Annotated in this window: 15 protein-coding genes; 12 read left to right on the top strand and 3 right to left on the bottom strand. The window is 72.5% G+C overall.

Features of this window, described 5'->3' with window-relative positions; genetic code table 11:
• Positions 1-174 precede the first annotated feature (174 nt).
• A complete protein-coding gene (locus PV721_RS33160) occupies positions 175-1,092 on the bottom strand; it encodes a bacterial transcriptional activator domain-containing protein (RefSeq protein ID WP_319730899.1) in 918 nt (305 codons plus the stop codon).
• A gap of 293 nt (positions 1,093-1,385) precedes the next feature.
• Between PV721_RS33160 and PV721_RS33155 the strand changes: the two genes are divergently transcribed.
• From PV721_RS33155 to PV721_RS33100, 12 genes are all read left to right on the top strand, one after another.
• The gene (locus PV721_RS33155) at positions 1,386-2,597 is read left to right on the top strand and encodes an aminotransferase class I/II-fold pyridoxal phosphate-dependent enzyme (RefSeq protein ID WP_319730897.1); all 1,212 of its coding nucleotides are present in this window, start codon (positions 1,386-1,388) and stop codon (positions 2,595-2,597) included.
• 40 nt (positions 2,598-2,637) lie between these two features.
• Positions 2,638-3,891 (top strand): beta-ketoacyl-[acyl-carrier-protein] synthase family protein, encoded by a 1,254-nt coding sequence (locus PV721_RS33150; protein ID WP_319730895.1) that lies wholly within the window; start codon positions 2,638-2,640, stop codon positions 3,889-3,891.
• On the top strand, positions 3,888-4,742 hold the full coding sequence (locus PV721_RS33145; RefSeq protein ID WP_319730893.1) for a MaoC/PaaZ C-terminal domain-containing protein: 855 nt from the start codon (positions 3,888-3,890) through the stop codon (positions 4,740-4,742). The genes PV721_RS33150 and PV721_RS33145 overlap by 4 nt, the downstream gene beginning before the upstream one ends.
• Entirely contained in the window at positions 4,739-6,355 is a 1,617-nt protein-coding gene (locus PV721_RS33140; RefSeq protein WP_319730891.1) for an AMP-binding protein, read from the top strand. The genes PV721_RS33145 and PV721_RS33140 overlap by 4 nt, the downstream gene beginning before the upstream one ends.
• Positions 6,352-6,609 (top strand): phosphopantetheine-binding protein, encoded by a 258-nt coding sequence (locus tag PV721_RS33135; protein ID WP_319730889.1) that lies wholly within the window; start codon positions 6,352-6,354, stop codon positions 6,607-6,609. The genes PV721_RS33140 and PV721_RS33135 overlap by 4 nt, the downstream gene beginning before the upstream one ends.
• Positions 6,610-6,659: 50 nt before the next feature.
• Complete coding sequence (locus tag PV721_RS33130; protein ID WP_319730887.1) at positions 6,660-7,703, top strand: hypothetical protein; 1,044 nt, start codon at positions 6,660-6,662, stop codon at positions 7,701-7,703.
• Complete coding sequence (trpA, locus tag PV721_RS33125) at positions 7,696-8,580, top strand: tryptophan synthase subunit alpha (protein WP_319730885.1); 885 nt, start codon at positions 7,696-7,698, stop codon at positions 8,578-8,580. Before PV721_RS33130 ends, trpA begins: the two co-directional genes overlap by 8 nt.
• A gap of 75 nt (positions 8,581-8,655) precedes the next feature.
• The gene (locus PV721_RS33120; protein ID WP_030721055.1) at positions 8,656-9,030 is read left to right on the top strand and encodes an ectoine synthase; all 375 of its coding nucleotides are present in this window, start codon (positions 8,656-8,658) and stop codon (positions 9,028-9,030) included.
• A gap of 60 nt (positions 9,031-9,090) precedes the next feature.
• A complete protein-coding gene (locus PV721_RS33115; protein WP_319730882.1) occupies positions 9,091-10,236 on the top strand; it encodes an acyl-CoA dehydrogenase family protein in 1,146 nt (381 codons plus the stop codon).
• Positions 10,233-11,060, top strand: a complete 828-nt coding sequence (locus PV721_RS33110) for an N-(5'-phosphoribosyl)anthranilate isomerase (RefSeq protein ID WP_319730880.1) — start codon at positions 10,233-10,235, stop codon at positions 11,058-11,060. Before PV721_RS33115 ends, PV721_RS33110 begins: the two co-directional genes overlap by 4 nt.
• Positions 11,057-11,779: an indole-3-glycerol-phosphate synthase gene (locus tag PV721_RS33105; protein WP_319730878.1), complete on the top strand. Its 723-nt coding sequence runs from the start codon at positions 11,057-11,059 to the stop codon at positions 11,777-11,779. Before PV721_RS33110 ends, PV721_RS33105 begins: the two co-directional genes overlap by 4 nt.
• Positions 11,776-12,609 (top strand): alpha/beta hydrolase, encoded by an 834-nt coding sequence (locus PV721_RS33100; RefSeq protein WP_319730876.1) that lies wholly within the window; start codon positions 11,776-11,778, stop codon positions 12,607-12,609. Before PV721_RS33105 ends, PV721_RS33100 begins: the two co-directional genes overlap by 4 nt.
• A gap of 178 nt (positions 12,610-12,787) precedes the next feature.
• On the opposite strand, the gene PV721_RS33095 is transcribed toward PV721_RS33100, so the two are convergent.
• Positions 12,788-13,423 (bottom strand): DUF6875 domain-containing protein, encoded by a 636-nt coding sequence (locus PV721_RS33095; protein ID WP_319730874.1) that lies wholly within the window; start codon positions 13,421-13,423, stop codon positions 12,788-12,790.
• Positions 13,420-13,908: a GNAT family N-acetyltransferase gene (locus tag PV721_RS33090; protein ID WP_319730872.1), complete on the bottom strand. Its 489-nt coding sequence runs from the start codon at positions 13,906-13,908 to the stop codon at positions 13,420-13,422. Before PV721_RS33090 ends, PV721_RS33095 begins: the two co-directional genes overlap by 4 nt.
• Positions 13,909-14,014: the final 106 nt, after the last annotated feature.

The raw sequence follows: 14,014 nt of genomic DNA, 5'->3' as shown, positions 1-14,014 counted from the left end.
GTTTTTTTTTTTGGATTTTCCCGTGTTGTTTCCTCCCCCCGCCCTTACTCCTATGTCCACCCTGGACGCCATCCCCATCCTTGCACTCTTCTCCTCACTTCATTTCTCGCCCACTGTCCCCTCCCTCGCCCGCGGCCTGCGCATACCCGCCGGTGTACCTCGGCGTGTGCGGGGTCAGGCGGCGGGGAACGAGGTGACGGGACGGGTGAGGGGATGGGTGACGCAGCCGTGGTCGACCAGGGAGCACGGGCGGGGGGCGGAGGCGCGGTGGTCGATCTCGAAGACGCCCATCAGCAGCGGGTCCAGGCGGGCCGGGGAGCGCGGGGCGAACGAGCGGGGTTCGGGTGTGCGCAGCAGCTCCAGGTAGGCCGCTTCCGTCTCCGGTGCCGGGTCGATCCCCAGCTCTTCGGCCAGTACCTCGCGCAGCTGCTGGTAGCTGCGTAACGCCTCGGCCCGGTTGCCGGCCCGGGTGTGGGCGGCCATCCGGCAGCGGTAGGCGCTTTCCCTGAAGGGCGCCCGGCGCACCGCCTCCTCCGCGTAGCGCAGGGCGTGGTGCTCGTCGCCCAGGGCGGACGAGGACAGGCTCGCGGTCTCCAGCGCCTTCAGGCGCAGCTCTTCGAGCTGTTCGCGCATCGCGTTGACCCATTCGCCCTCGTGCGAGGGCAGGAACGATCCGCGCAGGTTGGACACGGCGCCGGCGGCGAGCTGCTGCGCCACGGCGTAGGCGCCCTCCGCGTACGCCTCCGCGGCTTCGGTGACGGCGGTCTCCGCGCATTCCACGTCCACGGCCACGTCCTGCGGCAGGCGCAGGAGGTACCGGCCGCCCTGGGCGACCAGCGGGGTCACTCCGGGCTGGTCCTGCGGTGTGGTGACGAACGTGCGGACGCGGCTGACGAGGCTGCGCAGCGCGGAGGCCCAGGTGTCGGGCAGTCCTTCGGGCCATATGGTCTCGGCCAGTTGGTCACGGTCCGTACCGCCGGTCCGCTCGAGGAGCAGGCGGGCGAAGGCCACCTGCGCCTGGGCGCTCGACAGGTGTTGCGGCGCTGCTCCGTCCGGCTCGATCGTGACAAGACCTATGAGTCTGATCAGCACTATGCACTCTCCGAAACGGTCGGCTTCCGGCCGTGTCCCCCTAGCTCGTGCGATTCAGAGGATACCGGCGGGCCGTCTCCGCATGTCAACAGCGGCTGGCAAATATTCCTTCGGGAATGAAAGCCGAGGTCCGGGCTTTGTCGTTCTCTTTTCGAGTGCGGCTATGGCCTTCCTCTTGCGCCGCTATTGCGCCCCCCGAGTCTTAATGGAATTCCACTAGAGCCCCGCCGGAAGAACGGCAGAGCGCCGATGGAGTTCCGGGTCCGCCGGACGATCGCGACGAGGAGAAGCACGTGAACGCATCCGCCGCCTGGAGCCGACTCGAGCCGAAGCTGGCCTACTTCCGTGACCGTGTCCGGTCGCTGGAGTACGAGCCCAACCGCAAGAACAGCTTCGTCGCCTACACCGTAGAGCGGGATTCGGCGTACGCGGACCAGGACGGGCGGCGGCTGCTGATGATGTCGGGTTACAGCTACCTCGGTCTGGCCGGCGACGAGCGGGTCGTCTCGGCCGCGAAGGCCGCGGTCGACCGCTACGGCACCGGCAACCACGGGGTGCGCGCACTGGCGGGGTCGACGCCGCTGCACGAGGAACTGGAGGCCGAGGTCGCCAAGTTCGCGGGCCGTGAGCAGGCCCTGGTGTTCGGTTCGGGCTATGCCGCGAACGTCGGTACGGTCGGTGCCCTGGTGGGGCCGGGTGACACGGTGTTCATCGACAAGTACGACCACGCGAGCATCGTGGACGGCTGCAAGCTCTCCGGTGCCACGGTCACCCGTTTCCGCCACAACGACGTCGCCCACCTGGAGCGGCGGCTGGCCGCCGCCCCGGACACCGGTGTCCGCCTGGTCATCGTCGACAGCGTCTACTCGATGGACGGGGACATCGCTCCGCTGGTCGAGCTGCGCAAGGTGTGCGACGCGCACAACGCGCTGCTGATGGTCGACGAGGCCCACGCGCTCGGCGTCATCGGCGCCACCGGCAAGGGCATCGAGGAGCACTTCGACTATGAGGTGAAGGTCGACGTCAAGCTCGGCACCCTCTCCAAGGCCATCCCCTCCATGGGCGGCTGGGTCGCCGGCTCCGCCGAGCTGATCCACCACCTCAAGTACGCGGCCCGCCCGTTCCTCTTCTCCGCCGCGCTCGGGCCCGCCCAGAGCGCCGCGGCGCTGGAGTCCCTGCGGATCCTGCAGCGCGAGCCGGAGCGTGTGGAGTTCATCCAGGGCGAGTCCGCGCGTTTCCGCTCCATGCTGCACGAGGCCGGCATGAGCACCGTCGACAGTGAGACCGCCGTCGTCCCGGTCATCGCCGGATCCGACATCGCGGCCTACGACTACGCCACCGTGTGCCGCAAGAACGGTGTCATCGGCCTGCCGGTGGTCACCCCGGCCGTTCCCAACGACCTGGCCCGGCTGCGGATCGCCATCACCGCGGCCCACACCAAGGCCGACATCGACTTCGCGGCCGAGGCCTTCATCGAGTCGGCGCGCGAGTGCCGCATCATCTGATCCCCCTTCACGACGACCGCTCTTACGTTAGGGAGCAGACATGCCTGGACGGTCCAGGGGCAGTTCGGCGCTTGCGCCCGTCGCCATCACCGGCATGGGTGTGGTCACCCCCGGCGGGTGCACCCCGGACGAGCTGTGGGACACGCTGTGGGCCGGCCGGTCCACCGCCGCCGAGCTCACCCACTTCGACCTCAGCCGCCACCGGGTGCGGATCGGCTGCCGCGTCCGCGGCCTCGAGGGGCTGGCCGGGCTGGTGCCGGCCAAGGAAGCCCGCCGGATGGACCCCTTCGCCCATTACGGGACGGCCGCGGCCCTCGCCGCGCACCGCGACGCGGGCTCTCCCACCGCCGAGGCCGGACGCACCGCCATCGTCGTGGGCAACGCCGTCGGCGGCCGGGCCACCAGCGACCTGGAGTCGGCCCACTACACCGAGGGCGGCCCGGCCCGGGTCAATCCGCTGATGCCGCTGATGACGATGCCGAACGCGGCCGCCGCCCACATCGCCATCCGGCTGGGCTGGAGCGGTCCCGCCCTGACCGTCGCCAACACCTGTGCCAGCGGTGCCGACGCGATCGGGCACGCCCTGATGCTGCTCCAGACCGGCCGCGCCGATCTCGTCATCGCCGGCGGTGCGGAGCACACCCTCACTCCGGTCACCCTGGCCGGGTTCGGCAACCTCAACGCGGTCTCGTTGCGCAACGACGATCCGGAGCACGCCTCGCGCCCCTTCGACAAGGACCGCGACGGCTTCGTGATGGGCGAGGGCGCGGGGTTCGTCGTCCTGGAACGGCTGCAGGACGCGCGGGCGCGCGGGGCCATGACGTACGGATTGGTCGCCGGGTACGCCGCGACCGCCGACGCCCATCACCTCGCGATGCCGCTGCCCGACGGCGCGGGAGCCGCGGCCGCCATGGCCTCGGCCATCGCCGACGCCGGCCTCGAGGCGGGCGACATCGTCCACGTCAACGCCCACGGCACCTCGACCCCGTACAACGACCGGTCCGAGGCCGCCGCCCTCACCAAGGTGTTCGGTAGCGCGCAGCCGCCCGTCACCGCGCCGAAGTCGGTCATCGGGCACCTGATCGGCGCGGCCGGAGCCGTGGAGCTCATCGCGACCGTGCAGGCCATGCGGCACTGCGAGGTACCGCCCACCGCCAATCATCAACAGCTGGAGCCAGGAATGGACATCGACGTCGTCCACGGCACGCCCCGTGCCGTGCGCTCGGGCCCTGCGATCACGAACTCCTTCGGGTTCGGCGGCCACAACTCCTCCGTGGTGGTGACGCCGGTATGACGCTGCTGTCCCTGCCCTCCCCGGTGCGCACGCTCACCGTCACCGAGGGCGAGATCACCGACTACCGCGGCGCAGCCCGGCGGGGGCTGCCCGCCGCCCGGCCCGGCCAGGCCTCGCCCGTGCACGCCTTCGTCCTCGCCCATACGGTGGCCGGGCAGACCGTTGCCGCGCTGACCGCCGCCGAGCCCGGACCGGTCTCCGTGGTCCACCTCGGCCAGGACATCCGCACCGTGAGGCCGGTCAGGCCGGGCGAGCAGGTGAGCGTGGCCCTTCAGGTGGCCGGCATCCGCAAGGAGCCGCGCGGCGCCCGCATCGCGCTGCGGGTCCGCCTCGTCGGCGAGGACGGCCCCGAGCCGTTCGCGGAACTGACCATCTCCGCCCTGCTGGTCGGTGCGACGCTGCTGGAGCCCTTCGGCGACATCGGCGCCGGCCCGGCCGCGCCCGCCCCGGCCGGGGCGGGAGAGCCGCAGAGCGTCGTGCACGCGCTGACCACCGACTGGATCACCTCCTACGCCCACGCCTCCGGCGACCTCAACCCCATCCACCTCGACGCGGACGCGGCCCGCTCGGCCGGTTTCGACACCGTCATCGCGCACGGCATGAGCGTGGTCGCCCTCGCCGTGGAGGAGGCCGTGGACCGCTTCGCGGACGGCGACAGCGCCCGGGTGCGGGGGCTGGGCTGCCGCTTCTCGGCGCCGGTGCCCCCCGGCATCGGGCTGGAGATCGTCCTGCAGCCCGACGCCGCGGCGCGCGTCGTGCGCTTCACCTGCAAGACGCCCCGGGGCGCGGCCGTGAAGTCGGGCTGGATCGAGCTCGCCCCGGCGCTGCAGGAAGGCGGGGAACAGCCATGACGACGCCGACCGCCCTGACCCCGCCGGCTGCTGCGGCGGTCGAACTCGGTCTCCTGGGAGGGTTCCTGACCCAGGTCCGCGACCGGCCCCACGCCACCGCCCTCGTCTTCAACGGCGAGGAGACCAGCTATCGCGAGCTGTACGAGCTCGCCGGCCGCGAACGCGACCGCCTCGCGCTCCTGGAGCTGGCCCCCGGCGTGCCGGTCGGTGTCCTCGCCGACAAGTCGCCCGCCGCCGTGGCCCTGGTCCTGGGCTGTCTGCTGGCCCGCCGGCCGCTGCTGCTGCCGTCCCCGGCGCTCGCCGACACGCTCCTGGCCGATCTGTTCGCGCAGGCCGGCTGCGCCCGTGTGCTGGCGCCCGGCGGTCAGGCGGCCAGGGTTGCGCCCAACCCGGACGTGGCGGCCCGGCCGCTGCCGGCCGACGAGGCCGCGGACGTGGCGTTCATGCTGACCACCTCCGGCTCCACCAGCCTGCCGAAGATCGTCCCGCTGGGCCTGGACGCCGTGGACCGCTTCACCCGCTGGGCCGGCAACGCGTTCGGGATCGGGCCCGACCGCACCGTCTTGAACTACGCCCCCCTCAACTTCGACCTGTGTCTCCTGGACGTGTGGACCACCCTCGCCCGCGGCGGACGCGTGATCCTGGTCGACCCGGCGCTGGCCGCCCACGGACGTCACCTGCGCGATGTGGTCCTGCGCCACGACGTCCACGTCGTGCAGGCCGTCCCGATGGCCTTCGGGCTCCTGCAGGACGCGGCCGAGAAGACCGGCGACACCTTCCCCGGCGTCGAGCACGTCATGTTCACCGGCGACGCCATCGCCGACCGCACCTTCGCCGCCCTGCCCGCCCTCTTCCCCAAGGCCCGCATCCACAACATCTACGGCTGCACGGAGACCAACGACAGCTTCGTCCACGAGGTCGAGCCCGGCGAGATCACCGCCACCGTCTTGCCTCCCGTGCCCATCGGCCGCCCGCTGCCGGGCGTGGCGGCCCTGGTCCTGGACCCCGACACCCACACCCTCGTCGAAGGGCCCGGCAGCGGGGAGCTGTTCGTCTCCACGCCCTTCCAGAGCCGCGGCTACCTCGACCGGACGCGGCACGCCGACAAGTTCACCGCCCATCCGCTGGGCCTGGACGACCGGCGCTGGTTCCGCACCGGCGACCTCGTCCGGCGCGACGCGGCCGGCACCCTGCACCTGACCGGGCGCACCGACTTCCAGGTCAAGGTCCGCGGAGTCGCCGTCAACACGGCCGAGATCGAACGGGTCCTGCAGGAACACCCCGCCGTGCTGGAGGCGGGTGTCGCGGCCCTGCCCGACCCGATCGCCGGCAAGCGGCTCGTCGCCGCCGTGCACCGCGCACCCGGCGCCGCCCTGACCGGCCTGCAGCTGCGCACGCACTGCGCCCGGCACCTGCCCAGGGCCGCGGTCCCCCACCAGCTCTCCGTGAGCGACACCCCGCTGCCGAAGACCGCCACCGGAAAGGTCGACCGCAAGGCACTCGACCGGCTCGACCACAACGGCTCCCCCACAGCCACGCCCACCCCCGCACCCGCACCCGCACCCGTCGCGACGTCCGTCGCCACACCTCTCGCCGAAGGAATCCCGTCATGAGCAACGTCGACACCATCAAGAACTTCGTCATCACCGAGTTCCTCCCGGGCACGGCGGCCGCCGAACTCGCCGTCGACCACGACCTGCTCAACGACGGGGTCATCGACAGCCTGGGCGTGCTCAAGCTGATCGCCTGGGTAGAGGACCGCTTCGAGCTCGCCGTCGGCGACGCCGACCTGGACCCCAACAACTTCCGCAGCGTCGAGGCGATCGACACCTTCATCGCGGAGGCCCGCCGCACGGCGGCCGCCTAGAACCACCCACCCCCACCCCCACCCCGACGACAGAGAGACGGAGAGCGACCGTGCACGACGCACTCACCGGCCTGCTGGAGCAGCGGGCCCCGGTCGGCCGGGAGACCTGGCGGTCCTGGTGGGACCAGCTCGGCGACGGCAGCCTCGACAAGAGCGAGGTCGTCGCCCTGCTGGCCTCCCTGGCCAGCCGGCTGCCCGACCACCAGAGCCTGCGCCACCTGCTGGACTCGCTCGCCGAGCGCCGGCCGGCCGCGGCGGTTGCCACCTCCTGGGAGGGCACCGTCAACGTCGTCGGCACCGGCGGCGGGCCCGCGACCTTCAACATCTCCACCGCCTCGGCGTTCGTCGCCGCGGCCGCGGGGGTCAAGGTCGTCAAGACCGGGTCGCGGGCCTACACCAGCTCGCTGGGCTCCGTCGACCTGCTGGAACGGCTCGGTGTCCGTCTCACCTCCTCCTACGCCCAGACCGAGGACACCCTCGCCGCCCACGGGATCGCCTTCGCCGGCCCCTTCGTCTACCCGGCGCAGCTGACCCGGCTGGCCCGGACGGTGGCCCCGTACTCGATGAAGCCCTTCGGCCGCTTCCTGAACGCCCTGGGCCCCTTCCTCGCCGACCTGCCCGTGGCCGCGCAGGTCACCGGGGTGTCGGCGGCAGCGCCCCTGGACACCCTGCGCGAACTCGCCGCGACCACGACGGCCCGCCGGATCTGGCTGACCGCGAACGACACCGGCGCGGACGAGCTGCTGCCCTTCGCCACCAACACCGTGTACGGGGAACACTCCCTGACGCGGGTGGTGCGGCCGGGCGAACTCACCCCGGGCGACGGGTCCTTCGCAGACCTGCGGCCGGCCCCCGGCCCCGGCGCGGCCGTCGGTCACTTCCTGTCCGTGCTGGCCGGCACGGCGGGCCGGGTGGCCACCCACACGGTCTGCCTGGGCGCGGCCGCCCTGGTGGTGGCCTCCGGTGTCCGCCGGGACTGGTCCTCCGCGGTCGCCCTCGCCGAGGGCGCGGTCCGCTCCGGCGCGGCCCACGACCTCGCGCGGCGTCTGGCGGCGGCACCGGTCCTGCGCACACCGGCGGTGGCCGGTGCCTAGGACCGCCGCCACGGCGGGGACGCCGGCCGCCGCCCCCACGGCGGGGACGCACCCCGGCGCGTACCCGGCGCCCGCCCCGTTCTTCGCCGGCCGCACCGCGGGCGGGCGGCCCGGGCTGGCCCTGTTCCTCAACGCGGGCGACCCGCCGCTGCCCCTGTTGCGGGACCTGGTCCTGATGCTCGACGAGGAGGGCGTGGACTGCCTGGAGCTGGCCGTCCCGTTCCCCGACTCGGTCACCGACGGCCCGGTCGTGCGGCGCTCCGCGCGCAGGGCGCTGGAGGGCGGCGGCGCCGGCCTGGACGACGTGCTCGCCTTCATCGCCGGCGTGCGGCCTCAGCTGGCGCACCTGCGGATCGCCCTGCTCGCCGACTGGAGCCACTCGCTCAAGGACCGGGACCTTTCGGCCGCCACCCGCGAGATCGCCTCGGCGGGCGCGGACGGACTCCTGGTCCACGCGCTGCCCCCGCGGCTGCGCGGGGCACACCTGGAATCGGCCCGGGCGGCCGGGCTGCCGGTCGTCACCACCTGCTACGCCAGCAGTCCGGCGGCCACCCGGGCGCAGGCCGCCGCGCAGGCGCGTGCCTACCTCTATCTCGTCGCCCATTACGGACGCAGCGGGACCGCTCCGGCCGCCGGCCATGCCGCGCTGGCGCAGACCGTCGCGGACCTGCGGGCGCACACGACGTCCCCGATCGCCGTCGGCTTCGGGGTCAGCACACGGCAGGACGTGGAAGCCGTCGGGGCCGCCGGCGCCGATGCCGCGATCATCGGCTCCGCCGCGGTGGCCGCCGTGGAGCGGGCGCAGGAGGGTGGCCGGGATGTGACCGGCGCCTTCCGCGAGTTCGTCCGCTCGGTCCTGCCCGACGTGCCGCACTGACCTTCCCTACCAGCGGAAGCGGGCTCCACCCCTCACCAGCACCATCCGTGCACCACCTCACACCGGGAGACTGCCATGATCGTTCGCGACATCGAGTCCGTGAAGACCGTCGAGTGGGGCAACGGCCTCAGCCGCCGCTTCCTCCTCGCCGAGGACGGGCTGGGCTACTCGCTCACCGACACCACCGTCCTCGCCGGCACCAAGTCCCGCCTGGAGTACGTCAACCACCTGGAAGCCTGCTACTGCATCGAGGGCTCCGGCGAGGTCATCGAGCTCGACGGCACCTCGCACGAGATAGTCCCGGGCCGGATGTACGCGCTGGACCAGCACGACGCCCACTTCCTGGTCGCCAGCCCGCACGAGGACCTGCGCCTGGTCTGCGTGTTCTCGCCGGCCCTGCGCGGCGACGAGGTCCACAGCCTCGACGCCCACAGCTCCTCCGCCTACTGAGGCACCCCGCGCGCGCACCGCTCGTCCGAACCGTCAGCCGAATCAAAAAAGGGGTCCCTCGTGATCCGTTGGAACGCCGACCAGGCAGATCTGCGCGAAGGCCTGGAGCGGTGGGGAGACGCACTCAGCGCAGACCACATCGAACTGGACGAGCAGTCCGCGTTCTCGCAGGACAAGTGGAAGCTCGTGCAGAAGACCGGGATCCTGTCGCTGCCCTTCGACGAGGACTACGGAGGCCTCGGGCAGTCGCTTCTGACCACCATGTACGTGCTGGAGGGCCTCGGCGAGTACAACCGTGACTCGGGCCTGAGCTTCTCGGTCACCACGTCCATCTGCTCCACCGGAATCCCGCTCCAGCAGTTCGGCACCGTGGAGCAGAAGGAGCGTTACCTGCCGCTGATCTGCTCGGGCGAGGCGATCGGCGCCCATGCCATCACCGAGTCCGAGGGCGGCTCGGACGCCATGGCGATGACCACCCGGGCCGTGCGTGACGGGGACGACTTCGTCATCAACGGCAGCAAGGCCTTCGTCAGCAACGGGCCGGTCGCGGACGTGATCGTGGTCTATGCCCGGACCCACCCGGACGGCGGCCCGCTGGGGACCACGGCGTTCCTGGTGGACCGCGACAGTGCGGGGGTGAGCGCCGGCAAGCCCGTCAAGAAGATGGGCTTGCGGACCTCTCCGCTGAGCGAGCTGTTCTTCGACGACGTACGGGTGCCCAGGAGCGCGGTGCTCGGCAGGGTCGGAGGAGGGTTCCTGGTCCTGGACCACGTGATGAAACGGGAGATCCTCTTCTCGTTCATCGTCAACGTGGGCGAGATGCAGCACCGGCTGGAGCGGTGTGTCGACTACGCGAAGACGCGCAAGTCCTTCGGAAAGGCGATCGGTTCGTACCAGACGATCGCCAACAAGATCGTCGACACGAAGATCCAGCTGGAGACCGCCCGCAAGTGGCTCTACGACACCGGGGAGAAGCTGGAGGCGGGCGAGAACGTCACCGTGGACCTGGCCATCGCCAAGCTCGTCACGAGCGAGAGCAACCTGGCCACCAGCATCACCGCCGTGCAGATCTTCGGCGGCCACGGCTACATGTCGGAGTTCGGCCTGGAGCAGGACGTGCGCAACGCGCTGGGCGGCACGATCTACTCGGGGACGAACGAGATCCAGTACAACCGCATCGCCTCGATGCTGGGACTGGGCAAGTGAGCGCCGTGCGCCCGCTGTCCCAGACGCTGCTGAAGGTCTGCGGGGCCACCGGCCCCGCAGACATCGAGGCGGCGGCGGCCGCCGGGGCGGACTGCGTCGGGCTCTGGCACGGCGTACCCGGCGGCCCGTCGGAACTCGCTGTGGACGGGCTCGCCGCCCTTGTGGCGGCGGCCCGGCCGGCCGGGCTCCTGCCGGTCCTGGTGACGTTCCTGGCCGACGCGGGTGAACTGGCCGAGATCGTGCGGCGCACCGGCGTCGCCTGGGTCCAGCTCCACGCCTACCAGCCGCCGGCCGTGGTGCGGGCGCTGCGCGAGGCACTGCCGGCGGAGGTCGGCCTCGTGAAGGTGCTGCACGTGGACGAGGCGGGCGGTTGTGTGGAACGCCCGCTGATCGGTGCGTACGAACGGGCCGGCACCGACCTGTTCCTCCTGGACACCGCCACCGGGGACGGCCGGATCGGCAGTACGGGCGCCGCCCTCGACCCGGGGTGCCTCACGGGCCTGCTGGGCCGGCTCACCCGGCCCTTCCTGCTGGCCGGCGGTCTGACCGCAGCAAGCCGTCCCGCCTACGAGGACGTCGTGCGCCACAGCGGGTTCCGCGGCATCGACGTGGACACGGCGGCGCGCGACCGGGCCACGGGCCGCTTCGGCGTCCCGGAGATCGCCGCCCTGGCCCGCGCCTGGCGCACCAGCACCCCCGCCGGCACCAGCACTGCCGGCACCAGCACTGCTCGCGCTGTCGACACCGACAGCGCCGTCGGCGCCCCCAGCACTGCTCGCGCCGTCGGCGTCCCCGACCATCCCCGACTGGAGCTCTCGCGATGACGAAGCAGAACCGGAACGGCTTCCCTTTTCTCGAGGCCCTCCTGGCCTCTGTGACCCCCGTGGTGATGGAGGTGAAACGGCGCGACGCCCACGGCTACGACATGCTCGGCGGCCGGACCCCCGCCGCGATCGTGGGGGCGTACGAGACGGCGGGCGCCCCGTGCATCTCGGTGGTGACGGGCCGCTGGTTCGGCGGCTCGCCCGCGCTCTTGCGGGACGTGGCCGCGCTGACCGGTCTTCCGCTCCTGCAGAAGGACTTCATCACCAGGAAGGACCAGATCCGCACGGCGAAGGAGCTCGGGGCCTCGGCGGTGCTGCTGACGGCGGCGCTGCTGCCGGCGTCGAGCATGCGGACCCTGGTGACGGAGTGCCTGCTGGCCGGGCTCACCCCGTTCGTGGAGATCACGACGGAGGCCGAACTCGAGACGGTCCACCACCCCGAGGAGTGTGTGGTCGCGGTCAACAACAAGGACATCAAAGCCCGCGAGCGGGGCGCCGGTGACCTGGGCCGCTCCCTCGACCTGCTCCCGGCGGTGCGGGCGGCCGGCGCGGCCTGCCCGGTGAGCGCGAGCGGCATCGACGGCCCGGCGAGTGCCGCCCGTCTCCTGGACGCCGGCTTCGCAGGGCTGCTGGTGGGCACCTCGCTGCTGCGCACGGGAGCACCCGTGGAGTGGGTGGACGCGATGGCGGGCGCCCGGAAGGGACTGGCGCTGCGATGAGCTCCCTGACGGGCGGCGCACGCCCCCACACGCTGAACGCCGCGGGCATCCCCCTGTCGGGGCTCCTGGCCCTCCCTTCGGGCCCCGAGGTCCGCTCCACGGTCCTGGCCATCCACGGCCGGGGCATGCGGGCGGCGTACTGGAACTCCTTCATCCCCCTCGCCACCGGGCTGGGCCACGCGGTCCTGGCCCTGGACCGGCCGGGCTACGGCGACTCGGCGGAGCTGCTGAGCGAGGGCCAGAGCCTGGCCGGGCAGGCGGAGACCCTCCACGCGGCCCTGAAGGAACACGCGGCCGCGCACCCCATCGGCGCCGGCGTCTTCCTGCTGGGCCACTCCGACGGCGGCAAGGTGGCCCTGCACACGGCGGCCACCGACGGCGCCGTCCCCCTGCTGGGCCTGGACGCCTCGGGCGTCGGCTACCGCTACGACCCCGCAGCCCTGCACTTCCCCTGCACCCTCGGCGGCGGCGCCTCCAAACTCAACTGGGGTCCCCTGAACCTCTACCCGCGCGGCACCTTCCAGGCCAGCCGCGCACTGCTGGCCGCGACCCCGCCGCGCGAGTCCGCGGAAACCCTGCGGTGGCCGGGCCAGTACGAGGACCTGGCCCCCCGCGTCCGTGTCCCCGTCCGCCTCACCTTCGCCGAGCACGAGGCGTGGTGGCACCTGGACGACTCCGCCCTCGCCTCGATGACGTCCCTGCTGACCGGAGCCCCCCGGGTGAGTCTGGAACACCTCCCCGGGGCGGGCCACAACATCAGCCTCGGCCACGCGGCCACCGCCTACCACCTGCGCGTCCTGGCCTTCCTGGAGGACTGCCTGCGGCCCTGAACCCCACCACCGGCACACCCCCACGACACCCGCGGCCCCCGCGACTCCCGCGACTCCCGCGGAACCTGCGGCACCTGCGGCCTCCCGCGGCCTCCCGCGGGTGGCCGTATACGCCGGCCGGCCGCGCCCCACGAAAAGCAGGGGGCGCGGCCGGCCGGTCTTCGGGCGGGCCGGGCGGTCAGGCGGCCACCACCCGGCTCACCAGCTGGTTGCGGATCCGGGCCGGGAGCGCCGGCGCGAACCGCTGCAGGTAGTGGTCCATGTGGGCGTCGTCGCTCACCAGGAAGGGGAGGTCGAAGACCAGGAGCTTGCGGACCGCGAGCAGCGGCAGCGGGGCGCGCAGCGGGCGGAAGGCCTCGTTGTAGAGGCCCGGTTCCTCGCAGACCGGGTGGAACTGCCCGATCATCAGGCCCTCGGCGACGAACTCGTCCTTCGCCTTGCGCTGGAGTTCGTCCAGCTCCACCGAGTCCGTCGCATCGAAGCCGGGCAGGACCAGCAGGATGGTGAGGAGTTCGCGGTCTTCCGGGGAGAGCGGTTGGGACAGGGCCGCATGGCGGGTGCGCAGCGAGTCGACGGCCATGGCGAGGTCCTCGCATCCGGCGGAGGGCAGGGCCAGGTGGAACAGCTCCTTGCGCAGGGAGGGCTGGGTGTAGGGGCAGACGGGTCCGGTGCGGCCGAGTTCGGGGTGGCTGGAGACGAGGAAGTCCCGGCTCCACATGAGTACTTGCAGGAGTGGTCCGAGGGCTTCGGGCGGTACCTCGCCGCGGGCGACCTGGCCGGTGGTCCAGGACTGGATCAGGTCGTCTCCCCTCATCGGGGGTTCCTCCACATCGGTCGCAGTGCGGGTCCGCCGTCGGGGAGGGTGATGTCGCTGCCCAGGCGGTCGAAGCCGGCGCGCCGGGTGGCGGCTTCGCCGCCCGGTGAGCTGGCCTCCGTGTAGGTGCCGGCGCCCTCGGCGTCCGCGCGGGTGGTGATCTGGGCGAGGAGTCGGGAGATCAGGCCGCTCTGCTGGCGGCCGGGGCGCACGGCGCCGAAGGAGACGTAGTAGTGCGGGGTGTGCGGGTGGCGCTCGGCCTGGAGGCGGGCGATGGTGCGCAGCGCGTGGGCGTGCTCGCCCAGTACGCGGGTGAAGGCGGCGTCCAGGGCCGCTTCGTCGGGCTCGGCGCCGGGGGGCAGGAACAGCAGGACCGCGTCGCCGTCGTCGGTGGTGAGGACCCCGTGGTGGGCGGCCGAGAGGTCGACGAACACGCGGAAGAAGCCGGGGAGCAGTTCGGTGCGCCGGCGCTCGTCGGGGATCATCCAGCGTGTGAGTGCGTCGTCGTGGAAGGCGGCGGCGCACCGAACTCTTCCCCGGCTTCTTCCGCGTGTTCGTCGACCTCTCGGCCCCCCACCACGGGGTCCTCAC

It is taken from the genome of Streptomyces sp. MB09-01 (assembly GCF_033794505.1).
Lineage (GTDB): Bacteria > Actinomycetota > Actinomycetes > Streptomycetales > Streptomycetaceae > Streptomyces.
The sequence above is the reverse complement of the archived record's forward strand: the minus strand, read 5'-3'. Positions and strand labels throughout refer to the sequence as shown.